The sequence below is a fragment of the Mesorhizobium sp. M7A.F.Ca.CA.001.04.2.1 genome (genome assembly GCF_003998485.1).
In the GTDB taxonomy this organism is placed as follows: Bacteria; Pseudomonadota; Alphaproteobacteria; order Rhizobiales; family Rhizobiaceae; genus Mesorhizobium; species Mesorhizobium ciceri.
In genome coordinates this window covers 1-20,620 of record NZ_RZQT01000065.1, presented here as the reverse complement: position 1 = coordinate 20,620, position 20,620 = coordinate 1, and the positions used below count along the sequence as shown (strand labels likewise).

The 20,620-nt window shown below is 63.6% G+C and carries 20 protein-coding genes and 1 pseudogene; 4 read left to right on the top strand and 17 right to left on the bottom strand.

The annotated features are described in order from the left end of the window. The first annotated feature begins 262 nt into the window (after positions 1–262). From EN955_RS20520 to EN955_RS20510, 3 genes are all read left to right on the top strand, one after another. Complete coding sequence (locus EN955_RS20520) at positions 263–1,318, top strand: sugar phosphate isomerase/epimerase (RefSeq protein ID WP_024504432.1); 1,056 nt, start codon at positions 263–265, stop codon at positions 1,316–1,318. Between the two features lie 145 nt (positions 1,319–1,463). Further along, complete coding sequence (locus tag EN955_RS20515; RefSeq protein WP_024504431.1) at positions 1,464–2,651, top strand: Gfo/Idh/MocA family oxidoreductase; 1,188 nt, start codon at positions 1,464–1,466, stop codon at positions 2,649–2,651. A 243-nt stretch (positions 2,652–2,894) separates the two neighbouring features. Further along, positions 2,895–3,746, top strand: a complete 852-nt coding sequence (locus EN955_RS20510; protein WP_024504430.1) for a sugar phosphate isomerase/epimerase — start codon at positions 2,895–2,897, stop codon at positions 3,744–3,746. A 277-nt stretch (positions 3,747–4,023) separates the two neighbouring features. Here the strand turns inward: EN955_RS20510 and phnE (EN955_RS20505) are convergent, their stop codons facing one another. From phnE (EN955_RS20505) to phnG, 13 genes and pseudogenes are all read right to left on the bottom strand, one after another. Beyond that, entirely contained in the window at positions 4,024–5,391 is a 1,368-nt protein-coding gene (gene phnE, locus EN955_RS20505; protein ID WP_024504429.1) for a phosphonate ABC transporter, permease protein PhnE, read from the bottom strand. A 2-nt stretch (positions 5,392–5,393) separates the two neighbouring features. Then, a complete protein-coding gene (gene phnE / locus EN955_RS20500) occupies positions 5,394–6,350 on the bottom strand; it encodes a phosphonate ABC transporter, permease protein PhnE (protein WP_024504428.1) in 957 nt (318 codons plus the stop codon). A gap of 57 nt (positions 6,351–6,407) precedes the next feature. Then, the gene (gene phnD, locus EN955_RS20495; protein ID WP_013529514.1) at positions 6,408–7,316 is read right to left on the bottom strand and encodes a phosphonate ABC transporter substrate-binding protein; all 909 of its coding nucleotides are present in this window, start codon (positions 7,314–7,316) and stop codon (positions 6,408–6,410) included. A gap of 92 nt (positions 7,317–7,408) precedes the next feature. Beyond that, positions 7,409–8,265 (bottom strand): annotated as a pseudogene (gene phnC, locus EN955_RS20490) (phosphonate ABC transporter ATP-binding protein). A 385-nt stretch (positions 8,266–8,650) separates the two neighbouring features. Continuing rightward, positions 8,651–9,265: a DapH/DapD/GlmU-related protein gene (locus tag EN955_RS20485; protein WP_013529516.1), complete on the bottom strand. Its 615-nt coding sequence runs from the start codon at positions 9,263–9,265 to the stop codon at positions 8,651–8,653. Further along, entirely contained in the window at positions 9,262–9,969 is a 708-nt protein-coding gene (gene phnL / locus EN955_RS20480; RefSeq protein WP_013529517.1) for a phosphonate C-P lyase system protein PhnL, read from the bottom strand. The genes EN955_RS20485 and phnL overlap by 4 nt, the downstream gene beginning before the upstream one ends. Before the next feature lie 208 nt (positions 9,970–10,177). Beyond that, positions 10,178–10,954 carry a phosphonate C-P lyase system protein PhnK gene (phnK, locus tag EN955_RS20470; protein ID WP_013529518.1) on the bottom strand — a complete coding sequence of 259 codons (777 nt, stop codon included), beginning with the start codon at positions 10,952–10,954 and terminating at the stop codon, positions 10,178–10,180. Beyond that, positions 10,951–11,850, bottom strand: coding sequence for an alpha-D-ribose 1-methylphosphonate 5-phosphate C-P-lyase PhnJ (locus EN955_RS20465; protein WP_013529519.1), 900 nt, complete (start codon positions 11,848–11,850; stop codon positions 10,951–10,953). Before EN955_RS20465 ends, phnK begins: the two co-directional genes overlap by 4 nt. A gap of 5 nt (positions 11,851–11,855) precedes the next feature. Continuing rightward, positions 11,856–12,131 carry a hypothetical protein gene (locus EN955_RS20460; RefSeq protein ID WP_013529520.1) on the bottom strand — a complete coding sequence of 92 codons (276 nt, stop codon included), beginning with the start codon at positions 12,129–12,131 and terminating at the stop codon, positions 11,856–11,858. Further along, positions 12,128–12,547 carry a FosX/FosE/FosI family fosfomycin resistance hydrolase gene (gene fosX / locus EN955_RS20455; protein ID WP_013529521.1) on the bottom strand — a complete coding sequence of 140 codons (420 nt, stop codon included), beginning with the start codon at positions 12,545–12,547 and terminating at the stop codon, positions 12,128–12,130. Before fosX ends, EN955_RS20460 begins: the two co-directional genes overlap by 4 nt. After that, positions 12,544–13,656, bottom strand: coding sequence for a carbon-phosphorus lyase complex subunit PhnI (locus EN955_RS20450; protein ID WP_013529522.1), 1,113 nt, complete (start codon positions 13,654–13,656; stop codon positions 12,544–12,546). Before EN955_RS20450 ends, fosX begins: the two co-directional genes overlap by 4 nt. Position 13,657: 1 nt before the next feature. Beyond that, entirely contained in the window at positions 13,658–14,269 is a 612-nt protein-coding gene (phnH, locus tag EN955_RS20445) for a phosphonate C-P lyase system protein PhnH (protein WP_013529523.1), read from the bottom strand. Next, positions 14,269–14,730, bottom strand: a complete 462-nt coding sequence (phnG, locus tag EN955_RS20440; RefSeq protein WP_013529524.1) for a phosphonate C-P lyase system protein PhnG — start codon at positions 14,728–14,730, stop codon at positions 14,269–14,271. The genes phnH and phnG overlap by 1 nt, the downstream gene beginning before the upstream one ends. A gap of 133 nt (positions 14,731–14,863) precedes the next feature. On the opposite strand from phnG, the gene phnF reads away from it, so the two are divergent. Further along, the gene (gene phnF / locus EN955_RS20435) at positions 14,864–15,613 is read left to right on the top strand and encodes a phosphonate metabolism transcriptional regulator PhnF (RefSeq protein WP_024504427.1); all 750 of its coding nucleotides are present in this window, start codon (positions 14,864–14,866) and stop codon (positions 15,611–15,613) included. 191 nt (positions 15,614–15,804) lie between these two features. Here phnF and EN955_RS20430 read toward each other — a convergent pair whose 3' ends face one another. From EN955_RS20430 to EN955_RS20415, 4 genes are all read right to left on the bottom strand, one after another. Continuing rightward, positions 15,805–16,824 carry a zinc-binding alcohol dehydrogenase family protein gene (locus EN955_RS20430; protein ID WP_024504426.1) on the bottom strand — a complete coding sequence of 340 codons (1,020 nt, stop codon included), beginning with the start codon at positions 16,822–16,824 and terminating at the stop codon, positions 15,805–15,807. 66 nt (positions 16,825–16,890) lie between these two features. Then, positions 16,891–17,856, bottom strand: a complete 966-nt coding sequence (locus EN955_RS20425) for an ABC transporter permease (protein ID WP_013529527.1) — start codon at positions 17,854–17,856, stop codon at positions 16,891–16,893. After that, complete coding sequence (locus EN955_RS20420; protein WP_024504425.1) at positions 17,853–19,406, bottom strand: sugar ABC transporter ATP-binding protein; 1,554 nt, start codon at positions 19,404–19,406, stop codon at positions 17,853–17,855. The genes EN955_RS20425 and EN955_RS20420 overlap by 4 nt, the downstream gene beginning before the upstream one ends. Before the next feature lie 183 nt (positions 19,407–19,589). Beyond that, positions 19,590–20,582 (bottom strand): ABC transporter substrate-binding protein, encoded by a 993-nt coding sequence (locus EN955_RS20415; protein ID WP_024504424.1) that lies wholly within the window; start codon positions 20,580–20,582, stop codon positions 19,590–19,592. Between the last annotated feature and the right edge of the window lie 38 nt (positions 20,583–20,620).

The following is a 20,620-nucleotide window of genomic DNA, read 5'->3' as shown; positions in this document are numbered from 1 at the left end:
CAGCAAATTATCCGGATCGGCAAGAAGCGCTGCGACGCAACTTTCGCTGTGGATTATTTCCTTGATTACATTGAGATATATATGCCTGCGCCGGGTGGTTTTGGGGTCATGATGGCGCATTGCAAGGCTTGACCAAAATTCCACATTTGGTAATACCAGAATAGCGGTGCGTGCAAGCACCCGTTGAGAAAAGACCAAAGTGGCTGGCCCTGTTTCCAATCGGCGCTATGCTCGGTCGCGAGAGAAATGAGGGAGGATGCCGATGCCGACGACAATGAAGGGCCCGGGGCTGTTTCTGGCGCAGTTCGCGGGCGACGTCGCGCCGTTCAACTCACTGGCGTCGATCACCAAATGGGCGGCCGGTCTCGGCTACAAGGGCGTGCAGATCCCGACCTGGGACGCGCGGCTGTTCGATCTCAAGAAGGCGGCCTCTTCCAAGGCCTATTGCGACGAGGTGAAAGGCATTTGCGCCGACGCCGGCGTCGAGATCACGGAATTGTCGACGCATCTGCAGGGGCAATTGGTGGCGGTGCATCCTGCCTATGACGCGCAGATGGATGGCTTTGCGCCGCCATCGGTGCACAACAATCCCGCAGCCCGGCAGAAGTGGGCTGTCGAGCAGATGAAGTTCGGCGCTAAAGCATCGCGTAATCTAGGCCTGAATGCTTCAGTGTCGTTTACCGGCTCGCTGGCTTTCCCTTACCTCTATCCGTTCCCGCAGCGGCCGGCTGGACTCATTGAGGAAGCGTTTGGCGAACTCGGCAAACGCTGGAAGCCGATTCTCGACGTGTACGAGGACAACGGCGTCGATGTCGGCTATGAAATTCACCCGTCTGAAGACGTTTTCGACGGCGCCACTTTCGAGATGTTCCTCGACGCGGTCGGCGGCCACAAGCGCTGCAACATCAATTACGATCCGTCGCATTTCCTGCTGCAGCAGCTCGACTATCTCGAATTCATCGACATCTATCACGAGCGCATCAAGGCGTTCCACGTCAAGGACGCCGAGTTCAACCCGACCGGCCGGCAAGGCGTCTATTCCGGCTATCAGAGCTGGACCAACCGCGCCGGGCGCTTCCGTTCGCTGGGCGATGGACAGGTGGATTTCGGCGGCATCTTCTCCAAGCTGACGCAGTACAATTATGATTCCTGGGCGGTGCTGGAGTGGGAGTGCTGCCTGAAGCATCCGGAGGATGGTGCGGCCGAAGGCGCGCCTTTCATCGAGCACCACATCATCCGGGTGACGGAAAAGGCATTCGACGACTTCGCCGCTGGCACCACCGACAAGAAGTTGCTGCGCGCCATGATGGGAATCTAGCTCGATTTTCCCTCCCCTTCGCGGGGAGGGTGGCCCAAAGGCCGGGTGGGTCGGTTCACACCGCGCTCTGCCTCAACGACCCCACCCGATCCGCTGCGCGGATCGACCTCCCCTCAAGGGGGTAAGCAACAGCGAGGAGCAAGATATGGTCGACGCATCGAAGTCGGAAACGGGAGGCGGCCCGATCCGCTACGGCATGGTCGGCGGCGGGCAAGGCGCCTTCATCGGCGCGGTGCATCGGATCGCGGCGCGGCTGGACAACGAGTTCGTGCTGGTTGCCGGCGCTTTGTCAGCCGACCCGGCCCGTGCCAAGGCCTCGGCCGCCGAACTGGGGCTCGACCCCTCACGCAGCTACGCATCCTATGCCGAGATGGCCAAGGCCGAGGCGAAGCGCCCCGACGGCATCGAGGCGGTGGCCATCGTCACGCCCAACAATGTGCATGTGCCAGCGGCAAAAGCTTTCCTCGAGGCCGGCATCCACGTCATCTGCGACAAGCCGCTGGCGACGACGCTGGCCGAGGCGAAAAAGCTTGCGGCGATAGTCGAGAAGACCGGCAAGGTGTTCGTGCTGACGCACAACTACACCGCCTATCCGATGGTGCGGCAAGCACGCGAAATGGTCGCCAAGGGCGTGCTCGGCGACATCCGCATCGTGCAGTCCGAATATCCGCAGGACTGGCTGACCGAGGATTTGGCGGCGACAGGCCAGAAGCAGGCGGCGTGGCGCTCCGACCCCAAGCAGGCAGGCGCCGGCGGTGCGCTGGGCGATATCGGCACGCATGCCTACAACCTCGCCCGCTTCGTCTCGGGGCTGGAACTGGACTCCCTGTCGGCCGATCTCGACGCCTTCGTGCCGGGACGGCTACTGGATGACAACGTCAACGTCATGCTGCGCTTCAAGCCTACCGGCAAGACGCACCCGGCCAAGGGCATGATCTGGGCAAGCCAGGTGGCGCCCGGCCATGAGAACGGGCTGAAGCTGCGCATCTATGGCTCGAAGGGTGGGCTGGAATGGGTGCAGGCCGACCCGAACTATCTCTGGTACACGCCGTTCGGCCAGCCAAAGCAACTGATCACCCGCAATGGCGCCGGCGCGCTGCCGGTGGCGGGCCGTGTCAGCCGCGTCCCGTCGGGCCATCCGGAAGGCTACCTCGAAGGCTTCGCCAACGTTTACCAGGAGGCCGCACGCGCCATCCGGGCGGCGCGTAAGAAGGGCGGCAAGCCGGCAAAGGATGTCATCTTCCCGACCATACAGGACGGCGTCGAGGGCATGGCCTTCATCGAGGCTTGCGTGAAGTCGTCGAAGAAAAATGGGGCGTGGACGAAGCTGTAGTCGCACGGCGGGTAACGAAGGCCCCCTCACCCGGATTGCCAGCCGAATTGCGAACGGCAATTCGGGGCAATCCGACCTCTCCCCGAGGGGAGAGGAGGAGGAGGAGGAGGAGGAGGAGGAGATGGCGCGACGCCAAGTCTCTTCTCCCCAGCGGGGAGAAGGTGGCCGCGAAGCGGCCGGATGAGGGGGCATGGCGCGAAGCTGGCGGAACAGCCAGTGCGCCGTCAAAGGGAGGGGGCTTCCATGAAAATCGGCATGTGCATGTTCTTGTGGACGACGGCGGTGTCGAAGAAACACGAGCCGCTGCTGCGCGACATCAAGGCAACCGGTTTCGATGGCGTCGAGATACCGATCTTCGCCGGCACGCCGGACGATTATAGAAAGCTCGGCGATCTGCTCGACCGCATCGGGCTGGAGCGGACTGCGGTTTCGGCCATGGGCGATCCGGCGATGAATTTGATCTCGGCCGACGCGGCAACGCGCAAGGCCGGTGTCGACTACATGAAATGGGCGATCGACTGCGCGCAGGCGCTTGGCGCCAGCACGCTGAGCGGCCCTCTGCATTCGACGCTCGGGTCCTTTTCCGGCTCTGGGCCGACGGCCGCGGAGAAGAAGCGCTCCGTCGGCTCGCAGCGCGCCATCGGCGACCATGCCGGCAACAAGGGCGTCACCATCGGGCTCGAGGCGCTGAACCGCTTCGAATGCTACCTGCTCAACACGATGGCGGACCTGTCGGAGCATATCGACGCCATCGACCGGCCGCACATCAAGGCGATGTACGACACCTTCCACGCCAATATCGAGGAGGCCGACCCGATCGGCGCCTACACGAAACACCGCAGGAATGTCGTGCATATCCATATCTCGGAGAACGATCGCGGCGTGCCGGGGCGCGGCAACATTCCGTGGACCGAAACGTTTTCCGCCATCCGCAAGAGCGGCTATGACGATTGGCTGACGATCGAGGCGTTCGGCCGCTCACTCAAGGATTTGGCGGCGGCGACCAAGGTGTGGCGGGATTTCTCAGAGACGCCGGACGCGGTCTATCGGGAGGGGTATAGGCATATCAAGAGCGGGTGGAAGAAGGCGGCTTAGGCGCCCTGGCCCATTTTCTATTTGCGTTTGCGGCGGTTGCCAGGTGGTTCCCCCACTCCGTCTCGGCTTCGCCGAGCCACCTCTCCCCCCTCCGGAGGGAGAGGAAGGAAGCCTCGGCCTGGGGGACACTCGGCCTAAGAGGACAGGCGTCGGCTCGGACAGCCTGGCGCTTTCCTCTACCCCGTCGATCGGGGGAGAGGTGTCGAGCGAAGCTCGACGGAGTGGGGGTCGATCCTTTGGCGCCGGTCGAGACGACTTGCGCGTCTGCATCGCAAGCCTACCCCTGCTCAGCCTGGATCCTGTTGTAGTCGTGGATGGTCCGGCTCAGCCGGCGGCGCAGGAAGTTGGAGATGTTGTCGAAGATGAAGACGACGAGCAGGATCAGCAGCACCATGTAGAAGACGTTGGCCCAGTTGGAGTTGGTGCGCATCGCTTCCCACAGCTTCAGGCCGATGCCGCCGGCGCCGACAGCGCCGATGATGGTGGCGCCGCGGGTGTTGGATTCCCACTGATAGAGCGTCTGGCTGATGAACACCGGCACCACTTCCGGCAGCACGCCGTAGCGCTGCACCAGGAGGCCGTTGGCTCCGGTCGAGGTAATCCCCTCGCGCGGCTTGTCGTCGATGTTCTCCAGCGCCTCGGAATAGGTTTTGCCGAGCGTGCCGACCTCTGTGAAGAAGATCGCCGCACTGCCAGCCAGCGGTCCCGGCCCGAAGGCGCGGGTGAAGAACAGCGCCCAGATCAGCATGTCGATGGAGCGCATGAAATCGAAGAAGCGCTTGAGCACCTGGTTGACCAGCCGGCTGGGCGTGATGTTGCGGGCGGCGAAGAAGGCCAGCGGGAAGGCGACGATGCCGCCCAGCATGGTGCCGAGAAAGGCCATGACGATGGTCTGCAGCAGCTTGGTCCAGACATCGCCATGCTGCCACTGGGCGTTGTTCCAGATGTTGTCGCCGGCCAGCGCCAGATTTGACGTGCCCGGTTTCAGTTCCGGCCCGGAGACGATCAGCGAAGCGACTTCGCTTGCCGACTTGCCGAAGAAAGGCGAACGCGTGTCGAAGATGAAGTTTGCCCAGCCTAGAAACCGCTTGCGTATCCTGACGCGGTCAACGGCGACGCGGGCCTCGCCGGCAAAGCCCATGTCGGCGACCACCTCATCCTCATGCGCGGTGATCCAGCCGGGAACCGGTCCCGAGATCAGCGGCTTGCCGGTGCCGAGTGCGACCGCAACGGTCTCACCGTTGGCAATTATCGTCGCTTGCGTCTTGGTGAAGGTAATCGACTTGGCGGTGCCGTCGATCAGGATCGTCACCGAACCATCGGCATTGGTCTTGACCCAGTCTGGATCCGGGTTCGGGCCGAGCACCGAGAAGCGTGGATATTTGGCAGTGATCTGCGGTTCGTCGAGGCGGAAGATCGGCTGCACATCGTAGCTGATCCACTGGGTCAGGAACAGCGGCAGGCGCTCCCAGTGCGATTCCCGCATGACCTGCGGCAGGTTGAAGAACCACAATGCGTACAGCAGGTAGAGAAAGATGCCGCCAAGCAGCATCAGCGGCCCGAAGCGCTTGTGGAACGGCCGCTGGAATACCTGCGGGAAGCGCTCTTCGATCGACTGGATCTGATCGGCGGTCATGGTGGCCATGGTCAAGCGCTCATCACGAAAGCCTGCTCGCCGACCAGCTTGCGGCGCAGCCAGGCGGAGAACTGGTCGACGATGAAGATCGTCGTGAACAGGAGCAGCACGAGGGCTATCGTCTTGGCGCCGAAGCCGCGCGAGATCGACAGCTTCAACTCCTCGCCGATACCACCGCCGCCGACCGCGCCCATGATGGTGGAAATGCGGACATTTATCTCAACACGCAGCAGCGTGTAGGACATGAAGTTGGGCAGCACCTGCGGCAGGCCGGCGAAGCGCACCCGCTCGAACCAGTTGGCGCCGACGGCCCTCAGGCCTTCCTCGGCGCGCATGTCGATGTTCTCGTTGATCTCGTAGAACAGCTTGCCCAGCGCGCCGATCGAATGCAGGCCGATGGCGATGATGGCAGCGATCGGGCCGATCGAGACGATGGCGGCGAACAGGCCGGCGATGACGATCTCGGGAAAGGCGCGCAGCAGTTCCATGAGGCGCTTGACGATCAGCCGCAGCACCGGATGCGGCGTCAAATTGCGCGCCGCGATGAAGGAGAACGGCACGGCGAAGACGAAGCCGATGAAGGTCGAGACCAGGGCCACGTTGAGCGTGGTCAGCATCAGCTCGAAATATTCGGGGATGTAGAAGCTGCCCCAGACATAGGAGCGGCCAAGCGGAAAATTGAATTCCTGGGTACCGGTGTCATGCGGGGAAGCGATGTCGAACATCGCCCGCCAGACATCGTTCCAGTCCTTGGGGACGAGCCAGCTCAGGAAATCCAGCAAATGCGGCAACCGGTCGAAGAAATGCCCGGCATTGGCCTCGTCGGCGAACCACATGGTGCTGCCGAGCGCAGTGATGAGCAGGCCGACACCGATGGCGGTGTAGAGCCGGCGCAAGGACGTCTGGCGACGCCAGGCGTCGGCCATCTGATGAGTGGCGCCGGAAGGGGCTGTCACGGAAAGGGTCATGATCGGACATGCAAGAAGGGCGGCGTTTTCTCGACGCCGCCCTTCCTGATTTCGCCGTTAGCCGCCGATGGCTGCCTTACGGGCTTCGACGATGACGTTGTAGAAGTCCGCCTTCACCGGGACGTAGCCGGTAAAATCGCCGCCCTCGACGCCTTCGAAGCATGCCTTGTCCTTCTTCGGCAACTGCGTGAAGAAGTCGGCGAGCTTGGCGGTCATTTCACTGCCGAGCGCGGTGCGCACGACCAGCGGGCCGTTCGGGATCAGGCCCGAGCGCCAAACTTCGACGAAGTCGTTGGGGTCGACAGCGCCCTTGGCGACTTCCTTGTGGAAGGTGCCCGAGGTGTAGCCGTCCTTGAAGTCGCCGATGCCGGAGGAATCGTCCACCGCCACGTCGACCTTGCCGTCACGCACGGCCAGAACGTTGTTCTCGTGGCCGCCGTTGAACTGGGTCGAGGCGAAGAATTTTTCGTTCGAAGCGCCGGTGTCCTTCGGGATCTGGGTCAGCGGGATCAGATAGCCGGAGGTCGAATCCGGATCGGCGTAGCCGAGTTTCTTGCCCTTGGCCGACTTGATGTCGGTGATGCCGGAGGATTTCAGCGCCAGGCCGATCGAATAATAGCCTGTGGCGCCGTCGGTCTGCTGGGTGGTGAGGATCGGGGTGACCGCCTTCGGGTCCTTGAGAGCGACGCTGGCGTAGCCGGAAGCGCCGAGTTCGGCGAAGTCGAGCGTGCCGCCGAGCAGGCCCTGGATGACGCCGTCATAGTCGGCGGCGGGGAACAGCGAGACCTTTTCGAAGCCGAATTCGGCCTTCAGATGGTCGGCGAGGCACTGGTAGTTGCGCAGCCGGTCGGTTTCGTTTTCGCCGCCGAGAATGCCGACGCGAAATTCCTTCATGTCGGCGGCATGGGCCATGCTGGTCGCCATGGCGAGCACGGAAACGGCGCCAAAGACCATCTTCCTGAACATTGGATATTTCTCCTGTAGGTTCCGGCCCCGCGCCGGCAGCGTTATCGATTTTGACAGGTGCCCTTGACGTGGGCTGGCGATCCCAACCGCTCTCAATATCCCGGGAATGCGGGCTCGAGCGGTCCGGCGGATGCGGCGATCTTTCGGCTGAAGGCAACGCTGGTCGAGGTGATGGCCTCGGAGATTTCCTGGCCATTGCTGTCGGCGCCGTAGACGAGGCGCACCGCCTCGCGGTTGAGCTCTTCCGGCGGGCCGTCGAAGACGACCTTGCCGGCAGCCATGCCGATGATGCGGTTGCAGTAGGTGCGGGCGGTGTCCAGCGTGTGCAGATTGGTGACGACGGTGATGCCTTCGCGCAGATTGATGTCCTGCAGCGAATCCATCACCACCTTGGCGTTGAGCGGGTCGAGCGAGGCGATCGGCTCGTCGGCGAGGATCACTCTGGGCTGCTGCATCATGGCACGAGCGATGGCGACGCGCTGCTGCTGGCCGCCCGACAAGGTGCCGGCGGGCTGCAGCGCGGTGCGGGCGATGTCGAGCCGCTCGAGTGCCGCGACCGCCTCGGCGCATTCGGCGCGGGAGAACATGCCGAACAGGTTGGTGATGGTCGAGCGGTGGTTCAGCTTGCCGAGCAGCACATTGGTCAGCACGTCGAGGCGCGGCACCAGGTTGAACTGCTGGAAGATCATGGCGCAGTCGCGCTGCCAGCGCCGCAGCGGCGAGCCGCTCAGCTTCGAGACCTCGGCGCCGTCAAAAAAAATCGACCCCTGGCTGGGATCGATGAGACGGTTGATCATGCGAAGGAGGGTTGATTTGCCGGCGCCCGAACGGCGATAATGCCAACCATCTGACCCTGCGGGATCGCGATGTTGATGTCGCTGACGGCAGTGTTCTTGCCAAATCGTCGGGTGACACCGCGGATTTCGAGCGTGGCGGAATTTGCTGGCATGGGGGCAGGTTCCAGTCCGGGACCATTGATCGTCAGGCTCTCGCCTAACGCAGCCACATGAACCTGCCGTGTCGCGATGATGTCAGTTTTGTTACGCTCCACAGGCCTTAGCTTGTCAGCCTGGCTTACCTGTAAGTTGCGCAAGGACCCACAGCATATAGAGTGGAGCTATCGCCGCCGTGAACAAAACACAGCCTAATATCATCAACGTTATTGAAGAGCCAACGTCGGATTGCCTCCAACGCTTAGCTGCAAGCTTAATCACCAAAATTCCCAACGCGACCAACCCCAGTCCAATGAAAAGAGGTATTACGACAATAAAGGTCACATATGCTCCATGGCTCTGGGTTGGGTGATTATTAGTTCGATGAAAGCACCATTCGCGTCAACCATGCTTCTCCAGAAATGCCTCTGCGGACAGCTCACGGAAGTCCTCAAGGCAAGCGCGCAGCCTTGCATGGTCCCAGTGCCACCAGGCCAGCGCCTGGTAGCGTTCGGCCGTGCGGCGATCGAAGCGCTCGCGGATCGGCTTTGCCGGCACGCCGGCGACGATCGTATAGGGCGCTACATCTTTCGAGACGACAGCGCCGGCGCCGACCGCGGCGCCATCGCCGATGGTGACACCGGGCAGGATGGTCGAGCCGTGACCAAGCCAGGTGTCGTGGCCGATGGTGACCCGCTTGGCGCGGCGTTGGGCGAAGAATTCGCTCTCGTGCTCGGCATCGTCCCAGTAGTCCGAGGCGCGATAGGTGAAGTGGTGCAGCGTCGGCCGCCAGGTCGGGTGGTTGGTGGCGTTGATGCGCACGCTGGCCGCGATGTTGGCGAACTTGCCGATCGTCGCACACCAGACCGAGCAGTCCTGCATCATGTAGGAATAGTCGCCAAGTTCGCTTTCCGAGACCCGGCTACGGTCGGCGATCTCGGTCCAGCGGCCGAGCGTCGAATTCTGTACATCCGCCGTCGGGTGGACCAGCGGCGTCTCGGATAATTTCCTGGTCATGCGGCGATTTTTCCGGGCGCGAAAGCGGTGACGTCGATGATGCGGTCGGCAACCGCCTCGCGTACATCGTGGTCATGGAAGATGCCGAGCAGGGCGACACCTGCAGCCTTCTTGGCGGCGATGAGTTCGATCACGACATCGCGGTTCCTGGCATCGAGCGAGGCTGTCGGCTCGTCGAGCAGCAGGATCGGATGCTCGGTGATGAAGCCGCGCGCGATGTTAACGCGCTGCTGCTCGCCGCCGGAGAAGGTCGCAGGCGGCAAGGCCCAGAGTTTCTCCGGCAGGTTGAGCTGCGCCAGCAAGGCGCGCGCCTTGCCGCGGGCAATCTCGCGATCCTCGCCGCGCTCGACCAGCGGTTCGGCGACGACGTCGAGCGCCGAGACGCGCGGCACGGTGCGCAGGAACTGGCTGACATAGCCGATCGTTTGCCGGCGTATGGCCAGCACGGTGCGCGGGCTGGCGGTGGCGAGGTCGATCAGCCCATCATCATGCGTGACGATGATCTGGCCTTCGTCGACGGCGTAGTTGCCGTAGAGCATCTTCAGGATCGAGCTCTTGCCGGCACCGGAAGGACCGCCGAGCACGGTGCATTCGCCAGCCCTGATCGAGAACGAGACACCGGCGACAACAGGCAGTTTGATGCCGTCGCGCAGGTGCATGGTGAAACTCTTGGCGACGTCGGAGACAACGAGGGGGGTTGCCATCAGAAGGGCCTCCAATTGTCGTTCGTTTGCGGGCCAACGCCTCCCTCTGCCTTGCCAGGCATCTCCCCCTCAAGGGGGGAGATCGGCAGCTTTCTCGTTGCGCTTGTTCTGCAACGTTGGAGAGTGGCGAAACCGAGGACGATAGCCAATCTCCCCCCTTGAGGGGGAGATGGCCGGCAGGCCAGAGGGGGGTGCCTTGGCGCCATCGTCAAACCTGCAGAATCGAGGAAACAAGCAATTGCGTGTAAGGCGCGCGCGGGTCGTCGAGCACGCGGTCGGTGAGGCCGCTTTCGACGACGCGGCCGTCCTTCATCACCATCATGCGCTGCGACAAGAGCCGTGCCACGGCAAGGTCGTGGGTGACGACGATGGCCGCCAGACCGAGATCGGTGACCAGACCACGCAGCAGGTCGAGCAGGCGGGCTTGCACCGAGACATCGAGGCCGCCTGTTGGCTCATCCATGAACACCAGGCGCGGCCCGGTGACGAGGTTGCGGGCAATCTGCAGGCGCTGGCGCATGCCGCCGGAAAAGGCGCGGGGCTCGTCGTCGATGCGGTCCTCGTCGATCTCGACGCGCGACAGCCAGTCGACGGCGGTGGCGCGGATCCTGCCGTAGTGACGGTCGCCGACCGCCATCAGCCGCTCACCGACATTGGCGCCCGCCGACACCGTCATGCGCAGGCCGTCGGCGGGGTTCTGATGGACAAAACCCCAGTCGGTGCGCATCAGGAAGCGGCGCTCGGCCTCGCTCATGCGGTAGAGCTCGCGGAACTGGCCGTCGCGCATGCGGTAGCTGGCGGTGCCGGAGCTCGGTAGCAGCCGGGTCGACAGGCAGTTGAGCAGCGTCGTCTTGCCGGAGCCGGATTCGCCGACGACAGCCAGGACTTCGCCCGGCCACAGGTCGAAGGAGACGTTGTCGCAGCCGACGCGCGAACCGTAGAATTTAGAAAGTGCTGCGACACGCAGCAGCGGTTCGTCGGTCATTGCGCCGGCTCCCTTGTTCCCGAGGCAAGATGGCTTTCTGGAGCAAGGTGGCCGCGATGGCCGTCCGCCCGCCGCTTCTCGCAATGGTCCGTGTCGGAGCAGACGAACATGTGACCGCCATGGTCGTCGAGGATGACTTCGTCGAGATAGACGTTCTCGGCCGCGCACAGCGCGCAGGGCTGGTCGAAGGTCTGGACCTCGAACGGATGATCCTCGAAGTCGAGGCTGACCACTTCGGTGAAAGGCGGCACCGCGTAGATTCGCTTTTCGCGGCCGGCGCCAAACAGCTGCAGGGCCGGCGAGCGGTGCATCTTGGGATTGTCGAATTTCGGCGTCGGCGAGGGGTCCATCACATAGCGGCCCTCGACCTTGACCGGATAGGCATAGGTGGTGGCGATGCGGCCGTGCTTGGCGATGTCCTCGTAGAGCTTGACGTGCATGAGGCCATATTCCTCCAGCGCGTGCATTTTGCGCGTTTCGGTCTCGCGCGGCTCGAGGAAGCGCAGGGGTTCGGGGATCGGCACCTGGTAGACCAGCACCTGGGCCGCCGTCAGCGGATGCTCGGGAATGCGGTGACGGGTCTGGATGATGGTGGCGCTGGCAGTGTCGGTCGTCACCGCGACATTGGCGACTTTCTTGAAGAAGGCGCGGATCGACACCGCATTGGTGGTGTCGTCGGCGCCCTGGTCGATGACCTTCAGCACATCGTCCGGGCCGATGATCGAAGCGGTGACCTGGACACCGCCGGTGCCCCAGCCGTAGGGCATCGGCATTTCGCGCGAAGCGAACGGCACCTGGTAGCCGGGAATGGCGATGCCCTTGAGGATCGCCCGGCGGATCATCCTTTTGGTCTGCTCGTCGAGATAGGCGAAGTTGTAGGTGGCGATGTCGGTCATGGCGATCACATCCACATTGTGCTATCGAATTGGCGTCCAGGACGCGGATACAGGGGCGAATTCAGATGAACTCGACCGGATGGATGCATCTCGGAATTCTGTTGGTGGTGTTCGCCGGCGTCGTTCTCTTCTTCCTTCGGCGCATGATTTTGCCCGGCCCCAAAGAAGGTTCTCAAGGTGAGTCCGTGGGCGTCGGGAATGGTGATTACTCCGGGTATGACGGCTATGGCGGTCATTCCCACGATGGTGGCGGCCATGGTGGCGTCGGGCACTAAATTCATTCCGCAGCCTCCGATCCCCTTGCATAGCGCGCCAGCCGCTCATTGAGCGTGCCTGTGTGCAGTTCGAACATGTGGTTGTCTTCGTCGTAGAAATAGATCGAGCGGCCTTCACCCTCGACGCGCGGGCGCGGCGGGCGCATGTCGAGGCCGAGCCTGCCGATGCGCTCGGCATAGCGGTCGAAATCGGCGTCATCGATCTTGAAGGCGATGTGGTTGTAGCTGCGCTCCGGCAAGGGTTCGCCCTCCATGATGGCGACCCAGATGTCACCGATCAGGAAGAATTTTTCGGGCGACAGCGAGAACTGCCTGGCGTCGCTGGCATAGACTTCGCGTGCGTCGAATACGCCCTCGAGGATTTCGGTCATCCGCTCGAGATCGCGGACGATGAAGGTCATGTGGGAAAGGCCCTCGATCATTCCGCGGCCTCCCGCTTCTCTTCGACCTTCACGGGGTTTTGGCGGGCGTCATATTCGGTGCGCATGCGGCGTACGAGATCGAGTTCTGCCTGGAAGTCGACATAGTGCGGCAGCTTCAGATGCTCGACGAAGCCGGTCGCCTGGACATTGTCGGAGTGCGAGATGACGAACTCCTCGTCCTGGGCCGCGGCGACGACATCCTCGCCGAGCTCTTTCGCGCGCAGCGCCCGGTCGCAGAGTGCCACGGCCATCGCCTTGCGCTCGCTCTGGCCGAAGACCAGGCCGTAGCCGCGGGTGAATTGCGGCGGCGCCTTGGCCGAGCCTTTGAACTGGTTGACCATCTGGCATTCGGTGACGCGGACAGTGCCGAGCGGCACCGAGAAGGGCAGTTCGGGCACGTCGAGCTCCAGCTCGACTTCGCCGATGCGGATCTCGCCGACGAAGGGGTGGTTGCGGGCATAGCCGCGCTGGGTGGAATAGCCGAGCGCCAGCAGGAACCCTTCATCGCCGCGTGACAGCGCCTGCAGGCGGATGTCGCGCGCCATCGGGAATTCGAGCGGCTCGCGGGTGATGTCGCCGGGGACATGGTCCTGCGGCATGTCGCCATCCGGTTCGATCAAGCCTTCGCGGGCGAGGATCGCCGAGACGCGCGGCATGGCTTGCGCTTCCGTCTCGCGCAGCAAGGGCTCGGCGACATCGGCGCCGGCGGCAAGCTCGGGATCGAGCAGCCGGTGGGTGTAGTCGAAGGTAGGTCCGAGCAACTGCCCGCCGGGCAGATCCTTGTAGGTCGCCGACACGCGCCGCTCGACCAGCATGTTGGCGGTGTCGATGGGCCTGGAGTAGCCGAAGCGCGGCAGCGTGGTGCGGTAGGCGCGCACCAGGAAGATCGCCTCGATCATGTCGCCGCGCGCCTGGGCGATGGCGAGCGCGGCCAGTTCACGATCATAGAGCGAGCCTTCGCTCATCACCCGGTCGACGCCGAGCGCCAGCTGCTCGATGATCTGGTCGAGACGAAGGGCGGGCACCGAACGGTCGCCACGCCGGCGGTCGGCCAGCAGGCTGTGGGCGTTGGCGATTGCCGCTTCGCCACCTTTTACCGCGACATACATCTTACGCCTCCATCGTCTTGATGCCCGTCGTGCGCGGTAGGCAGGCGATGCCGCCTGATGTGGCGAGGATGAAGTCGACGCCGCGCGGAAAGCGCTTGATATTCTGCTTCCACTGCTCGACGAAATGGCGTGGTATCTGCGCCGGCGCGATCGTGGCGCTGGTTTCGATGCCAGGACCTTCGAGCAATAGCGGCGTGCCGGAGACCAGATCGCTGACCTGCAGGATCAGCGTGGTCGAGCGGTCGGGATAATCCTGCGTGCCCTGCGAAAAGCCATCGAGCGCCATCATCTCGGCAGGTGCTGCGATCAAGGCGAAATGCGCATCGGCCGGTGTGTTGGCCAATGGCGCGCCGGTATGGAACCCAAGCCATGATCTGATCGCGGTGGAGGCCTGCAAAGCCGGGTCGAGCCAGAGCGGCGTGTCATTGTCGCACAGCGCCAGTGCGATGGCGCCGGCGGTAGCCGAGAGCGGCACCGGCGGGCGGGCGAAGGCCGGCAGCGGTTGCACGCTGCCCGGCCGCGCCATTGCGTCCATCACGGCGCGGAACACGGTCTGGGCGTTGAAGACCGGATCGGCGAACCCGCCCTCGATCGATTGCACAGCTGCGTCCATCAGTCTTCTCCGCGAACCATGGTGAAGAAATCCACCTTCGTTGCCGCCGTCTCGGCGCGGCGTTTTTCGTGCGCCATGGTCAGAGCCGACTGCAGAGGCGCTATCAGTCCGGTCTCGACCTCATTGCGGCGGGCAGGGTCCTGCCATAGGGCGTCGGCGATAGCCGCCAGCTTCGCCTTCTGCTTGTCGCGGCCAAGCGCATAGCAATGGCCGACCTGTCCGGTGGGTAGCCTGACCGTGGCGCGGGTGACGGTCGCCTCGCCGACATTGAAAGGGGCGCCGCCGCCGCCGATGCGGCCGCGCAGGGTGACAAGGCCGGTTTCGGGGCCGCGCAACAGCTCGGCGTCCGAAGGCAGTCCGGCCTCATTCCAGAGCCGCACGATGTCATCGCCGCTGGATTGCGCAAGGGTTGCCATGGCGGCCTTGCGCTCGGCCTGGTCGCGGGCTTCCTGTCCTCGCATGAGCTGTAGTCCTCGTGGCTAAATTTGTCTATTGATATAGACAACTATACAAATTATACCTATTATCTAACGGGTGTCCATGACGGGTGGATGACAGCGATAGAAGACTGGGCGCTGGAAGATTGGGGCAATGATGGTCGGGCGGCTAGCAGCGGACAGCATCGAGCGGCGCAGTGGCGTTTCGCTGTGGCGGCAGATTGCCGACAAGATGCTGCATGCGATCGCCATCGGCGATTTCACGGAGAATGCAGCGCTGCCGCCGGAGGTGGCGCTGGCAGAGCGCTATGGCGTCAACCGCCACACGGTGCGCAGCGCCATATCAGCCCTCGTAAGGGAAGGCGTGCTGCGGGCCGAGCAGGGGCGCGGCACCTTCGTGCTGTCGCGCAAGCGGCTGTCCTATCCGATCGGGGCGCGCACACGGTTTTCGACAGGGCTGCAAGCGCAGACGACGGAACGGCACATCGCCTTGCTCGCCTCGTCGGTCGAGCCGGCCAGCCAGCGCGTCGCCGAGGGACTGGGTCTTGCCAAGGGAGCCGATGTGATCCGCCTGGAAACGCGCGGCGAAGCCGATGGACGGCCGGTGTCGCGCGCTGCTGGCTGGTTCGAAGCCCGGCGCTTTGCCGGCATCGATGCCGCGATGGCCGAGACCGGCTCGATCACCGCCTCGCTGGCGCGGTTCGGCATAGACGATTACCTCAGGCAATCGACCGTGCTGTCGGCGCGCCATGCCGATGCGGCGGACCTTGCCGACCTCGACCTGCAGCCGGGCGCCATCGTACTGGTCACGGTCGCCGTCAACGTCACGCCGGACGGCCAACCAATCCAGTTTTCCGAGTCGCGCTTCCCGGCCGAACGGGTGGAGCTGAAGCTGTCGGCGCTGTAGGGAGTGACGGGCTTATACGAGACCGTGATTTATCTGACTCACGCTGATATCAGACCAGCTCGGTCGCGCTCACTTGCGTCTTGGCGATTGAGGACCGCCTTCCCCCACTCCGTCTCGGCTTCGCCGAGACGGAGTGGGGGTCGACCTGGCTCGGGCGTCGTCAGTTCGGGCTGGGTTCGCCGCCTGCCATGTTATAACCCCACCTCGATCACAGCCTTGATCAGGCCGGATTTCTCATGCGCCCAACGAGCCAGATCGCGCGGCGTGGCGGCGAGTGTGGTGCGGTGTTTGACGAGCTTGGCCAGTGGTACGGCCCCGTTGCGGATCGAGGCGGCGACATGATCGAAGTCGGCGCGCAGCGCGTTGCGGCTGCCGATCAGCGTCATCTCTCGCTTGTGGAATTCCGGGTCGGAAAAGCTGATATCGTCCTTGACGACGGAGACCAGCACCAGCGTTCCGCCATGCGCGACATGGGCGAAGGCCGACTGCACCGACTGGGTGTTGCCGGTGGCGTCGAAGACGACATCGAAGCCTTCGCCTGATGTCGCTTCCCTGACCAGATCGGGCACCGCGCCGCGCGAGCCGTCTAGGGTCTGGAAACCAAGCTCGTTTCCAGCGAAGGCGAGCCTTTCACTGCTCATGTCGAGCAGTGTCACGTCCAGTTCGGCGATGCGGGCGAAGATGGCGGTGCCGAGCCCGATCGGGCCAGCGCCGATGACCAGCGTGCGGGCGCCGGGGTCGGCGCGGGCGCGCCGCACGGCATGCGCGCCGATGGCCAGGAACTCGACGGCAGCGGCGTCGGCCAGCGAAAGGCCGTTGGCCGGATAGAGATTTTGCGCCGGCACCAGGATGCGTTCGCACATGGCGCCGTCGCGATGCACGCCAAGCACCTCGATCCTGACACAGCAATTGGGCTTGCCGTGCCGGCAGGCGATGCACTTGCCGCAGGAAAGATAGGGGTTGACGACGACGGGCTCACCAATGGCCAGTTCGACGCCTTCGCCGGTCTCCATCACGGTACCCGAGACCTCATGACCCATGATGCGGGGATAGGCGAGGAACGGGTGCTTGCCCTCGAAAATGTGGTAGTCGGTGCCGCAGATGCCGACATGGCTGACCGCCACCAGCGCCCAGCCGGGAGGCGGTGCCTCGGGTGCGGGCCGGTCTTCAAGGACAAGATCGCCGGGCGAACGGCAGAGGACGGCTTTCATGCGCTAATCCAGTCATGAAATCGCCGGCCCGTTGGTGTGGCGGACCGGCGGTTGATTGCGGGGTCGCTACTTGCCGCGGCGGCGCAGGCCGTCGAAGTAGACGATGATGATGATCAGCGCGCCGGTGATGATGCGCTGCCAGAACGAGTTGACGTTGAGCAGGTTGGCGCCGTTGTTGATGGTGGCCAGGATGAAGGCGCCGAGCAGCGGCCCATGCACCGAGCCGACGGCGCCGAACAGCGAGGTGCCGCCGATGACCGACGACGCGATCGCCTGCAGTTCCCAGCCCTCGGCCTGCGTCGGGTTGCCGATGCCGATGCGGGCGGCCAGCAGCACGCCGACGAAGGCGGCGCACAGGCCCGACAGCGTGTAGGCCATGTAGATGGTGCGCTGGACATTGACGCCGGACAGGCGCGAGGCCTCGGCGTTGGAGCCGACCGAAAACAGGTATCTGCCCCAGCGGCTGTGGTGCAGGAAGATATAGGCCGGAATGCCGACCAGGATCACCATCCAGAACAGGTTGGGGATGCCGATGAAGGAATTGCGCGAGAAGGCGGTGAAGGTGTCGCTGTTGATGTTGATCGAATTGCCGTTGGTCATCAAAAGGCCGATGCCGCGCAGCGAGGTCAACGTCGCCAGCGTGATGATGAAGGGCGGCAGGCCCATCTTGACGATACCGAAGCCGTGGAACATGCCGATGGCGACACCGACCAGCAGCGTCACCAGAATGGCGAGCCAGATGGGGAAGCCGGCATTGATCATCATGGCCACGACCACGGTGGCGAAGCCGACCACGGCGCCGACCGACAGATCGATGCCGCCGGTGATGATGACGAAGGTCTGGCCGACCGCCATGATGGCGATCATCGAGCCCTGGCGCAGGAGATTGGCTATGTTGTTGGCCGAGGCGAAGCTCGTCGTCGTCACGGAGAGGAGGATCCAGAGCAGAACCAGCAGCGCCAATAGCGTCAGCCCGAACAGGACATTATAGTTGCGCTTCGGTTTTTCGACGGCGATCGCCTCGGTGCTCATATCTGTCCTCCCAGCTTTTCTTGTTTCTCGGCGAGCGCCTGACTGAGAATATCCTCGTGGCTGGCGGCGTGAAAACCGTGCGTCGCCACCAGTTTGCCGCGCCGGAACACATGCAGCGTATCGGCGAGTTCATAGACTTCCGGCAGATAGGACGAGATCAGGATGATGCCGGCGCCCTTTGACAAAAGCGCGCCGAACAGGCGGTAGATCTCGGCCTTGGTGCCGACATCGACGCCGACGGTCGGTTCGTCGAAGATGAACAGCTTGGCGCCGTGCGCCAGCCATTTGCCGATGACGATCTTCTGCTGGTTGCCGCCCGACAGGCTGGATGCCAGCGCGCCACGTGTCGGTGTCTTGATGCGCAGATCGGCGATCTGGCGATCGGCCTGCGTCTTCTCCTGCGTGCTCGAAATCAGCAGATTGTTCGAGATGCGCTTGTAGATCGGCAGGCTGAGGTTGAAGCCGACCGGCAGGTTGAGGCAGAGGCCCTGGTCGCGGCGGCTCTCCGGCGCCAGCGCCATGCCGAGCTTGATCGCGTCATGTTCGGAATTGACCTGTACCTCCTTGCCTTGCCAGAGGATCTGGCCGGCGGATTTGCGGTGGCGGCCGTAGAGCGTGGTGACGAACTCGCTGCGTCCGGCGCCGATCAGCCCATAGAGTCCGACGATCTCGCCGGCGCGGACCGTCATCGAGACATTTTCGAAGCCCTTGCCGGACAGGTTTTTCGCCTCGATGATGGCGGCGCCCGGCGTGAAATGCTCCTTGTGATAGACCTGCTCGATCGAGCGGTTGATCATCATCTTGACCAGTTCGGCATCGTTGGTCTCTGCGATATTGCGGGTGCCGACCAGCGTGCCGTCGCGCAGCACGGATACCCGGTCGGCGAGTTCGAACACTTCCTCCATGCGGTGGCTGATGTAGATGATCGTCACGCCTTCGCCCTTCAGACGGCGGATCAGCGTGAAGAGCTGGTCGGCTTCCTTGCGGGTGAGGTAGGCGGTCGGCTCGTCGAAGATCAGGAATTTGGTGCCGCGCACGGTGGCGCGGGCGGCGGCTATCAGCTGCTGCTGGCCGATGGTCAGGTCGCCGAGCGTGACATGCGCCGGCAGGTCGAAGCCGAGGTCGTCGATGATCGTCTGCGCCTGCCTGACCATGGCGCGCTGCTGCAGGATGCCGAAGCGCGAATTCTCCTCGCCGAGGAACATGTTGGCGGCGACCGTCAGGTGACGGCACAGCACGACTTCCTGGTGCACGGCATTGATGCCGAGCGCCATCGCCTCGTGCGGCGTCGCCAGGGCGGCCGACTGGCCCTCCCAGACAATCTCTCCGGAGGTGCGCGGCATGACGCCGGTCAGAAGCTTGATGAGCGTGGATTTGCCGGCGCCGTTTTCGCCGACGATGGCGTGGATCTCACCGGACTTGAAGGCGAGGTCGACCGGTTTCAGCGCGTGGGTGCCGGGATAGCGCTTCTCCAGCCCACGCAATTCGAGGATAGTCCGCCCCTGTTCCAGAACGGGTGCGGGATGCAGTTCCTGCGCCGTCGAAATCATGACAATCCTCCCAGATTGGCCTCCCGGGTTGGCTTCCCAGGCTGGCCTCACGATTGGCACGCGGCGAGGCAGGGATATGCCTCGAAAACAGCCTGGCTCAGGCGTGCGGATTGCCAAGCCGTTTGTGCGGCAGTTTGTGTCTCCGGGGCGAGGTGCCCCGGAGACGATTGCGGATGCGACGGCTCAGAGCTTCGGATTGAGCAGCGCGTCGATCTTGGGGTCTTTCATGTTGTCCTTGGTCACCAGATTGGCGCCGGTGTCGACATTGGCTTCGACCTTCTCGCCCTTGGAGGCGGCGAGCGCGGTCTTGATGCCGTCATAGCCCATCCGGTACGGATCCTGGACGACGAGGGCGGAAATGACGCCGTCGTTGAGGAACTTGATCAGCTTCTCGTCGCTGTCGAAACCGACCAGCGCCAGCTTGCCGCCAAGGTTGTTTTCCGCGACGGCCTGGCCGACGCCCTGCGCCATGATCAGGTTGGAAGCGAAGATGCCTTTGAGGTTCGGGTTGGCGGTGATCAGGTCGGTGGCGATGTTGAGGCCGGTGGTGGCCTGGCCGTCGGCATATTTGTCGGCAACCAGCTTGAGGCCCGGATATTTGGCGGCCAGCTGTTCGGTGAAGCCCTGCTTGCGCTGCTCAAGCGAGCCGGCGCCAGGTGCGTTGGTGATCAGGGCGACGTCGCCCTCGATCTTGCCGCCGTTGGCGGCGCCGATGGCGGCTGCGAGGCCGTCGGCAGCGACGCGGCCGCCCTGGACGTTGTCGGTGGTCAGGAACGAGGTGAAGGCCTTGGAGTCGGCACCGGAGTCGATGCCGATGACCTTGACCTTGGCAGCGGCTTCATCGATCGGCTTGCCGAGCGCCTTGAACTCGGTCGGCGCAATGACGATGGCCGCCGGGTTGCTGGCAACGGCGTTCTCGAGGATCGAGACCTGGCCGTTGACGTCGGTTTCAGCCTGGGCGCCGAGTTCCGGCACGTTGACGCCGAGATCCTTGCCGGCCTTGCGGGCGCCGGCCAGAACGATCTGCCAGTAGAAGGACGTGGTGTCCTTGACGATGATCGGAATGGTGACGTCCGCCGCCGAAACCGGCGCCGGATGCATGACGCCGGCGAGCATTGAAGCTGCTGCCAGCGCCATGACGGCGCGGCGGTTGAGAATGTTGGTCACGAATTTCATGAGGTTTCCTCCCTAAGTCGCCCGGTGAACGATACGGA

Excerpts from the sequence above, each read along its gene's own strand:
- phnD (WP_013529514.1), bottom strand. The coding sequence starts at position 7,316 with ATGTTCAGGAAGATGGTCTTTGGCGCCGTTTCCGTGCTCGCCATGGCG.
- EN955_RS20515 (WP_024504431.1), top strand. The coding sequence starts at position 1,464 with ATGGTCGACGCATCGAAGTCGGAAACGGGAGGCGGCCCGATCCGCTAC.
- EN955_RS20460 (WP_013529520.1), bottom strand. The coding sequence starts at position 12,131 with ATGAATTTAGTGCCCGACGCCACCATGGCCGCCACCATCGTGGGAATG.
- phnL (WP_013529517.1), bottom strand. The coding sequence starts at position 9,969 with ATGGCAACCCCCCTCGTTGTCTCCGACGTCGCCAAGAGTTTCACCATG.
- EN955_RS20510 (WP_024504430.1), top strand. The coding sequence starts at position 2,895 with ATGAAAATCGGCATGTGCATGTTCTTGTGGACGACGGCGGTGTCGAAG.
- EN955_RS20465 (WP_013529519.1), bottom strand. The coding sequence starts at position 11,850 with ATGACCGACATCGCCACCTACAACTTCGCCTATCTCGACGAGCAGACC.
- EN955_RS20520 (WP_024504432.1), top strand. The coding sequence starts at position 263 with ATGCCGACGACAATGAAGGGCCCGGGGCTGTTTCTGGCGCAGTTCGCG.
- phnH (WP_013529523.1), bottom strand. The coding sequence starts at position 14,269 with ATGGACGCAGCTGTGCAATCGATCGAGGGCGGGTTCGCCGATCCGGTC.
- EN955_RS20420 (WP_024504425.1), bottom strand. The coding sequence starts at position 19,406 with ATGATTTCGACGGCGCAGGAACTGCATCCCGCACCCGTTCTGGAACAG.
- EN955_RS20430 (WP_024504426.1), bottom strand. The coding sequence starts at position 16,824 with ATGAAAGCCGTCCTCTGCCGTTCGCCCGGCGATCTTGTCCTTGAAGAC.
- phnE (WP_024504429.1), bottom strand. The coding sequence starts at position 5,391 with ATGGCCACCATGACCGCCGATCAGATCCAGTCGATCGAAGAGCGCTTC.
- phnF (WP_024504427.1), top strand. The coding sequence starts at position 14,864 with ATGGTCGGGCGGCTAGCAGCGGACAGCATCGAGCGGCGCAGTGGCGTT.
- fosX (WP_013529521.1), bottom strand. The coding sequence starts at position 12,547 with ATGATCGAGGGCCTTTCCCACATGACCTTCATCGTCCGCGATCTCGAG.
- EN955_RS20450 (WP_013529522.1), bottom strand. The coding sequence starts at position 13,656 with ATGTATGTCGCGGTAAAAGGTGGCGAAGCGGCAATCGCCAACGCCCAC.
- EN955_RS20425 (WP_013529527.1), bottom strand. The coding sequence starts at position 17,856 with ATGAGCACCGAGGCGATCGCCGTCGAAAAACCGAAGCGCAACTATAAT.
- EN955_RS20415 (WP_024504424.1), bottom strand. The coding sequence starts at position 20,582 with ATGAAATTCGTGACCAACATTCTCAACCGCCGCGCCGTCATGGCGCTG.
- phnE (WP_024504428.1), bottom strand. The coding sequence starts at position 6,350 with ATGACCCTTTCCGTGACAGCCCCTTCCGGCGCCACTCATCAGATGGCC.
- phnK (WP_013529518.1), bottom strand. The coding sequence starts at position 10,954 with ATGACCGACGAACCGCTGCTGCGTGTCGCAGCACTTTCTAAATTCTAC.
- EN955_RS20485 (WP_013529516.1), bottom strand. The coding sequence starts at position 9,265 with ATGACCAGGAAATTATCCGAGACGCCGCTGGTCCACCCGACGGCGGAT.
- phnG (WP_013529524.1), bottom strand. The coding sequence starts at position 14,730 with ATGCGAGGACAGGAAGCCCGCGACCAGGCCGAGCGCAAGGCCGCCATG.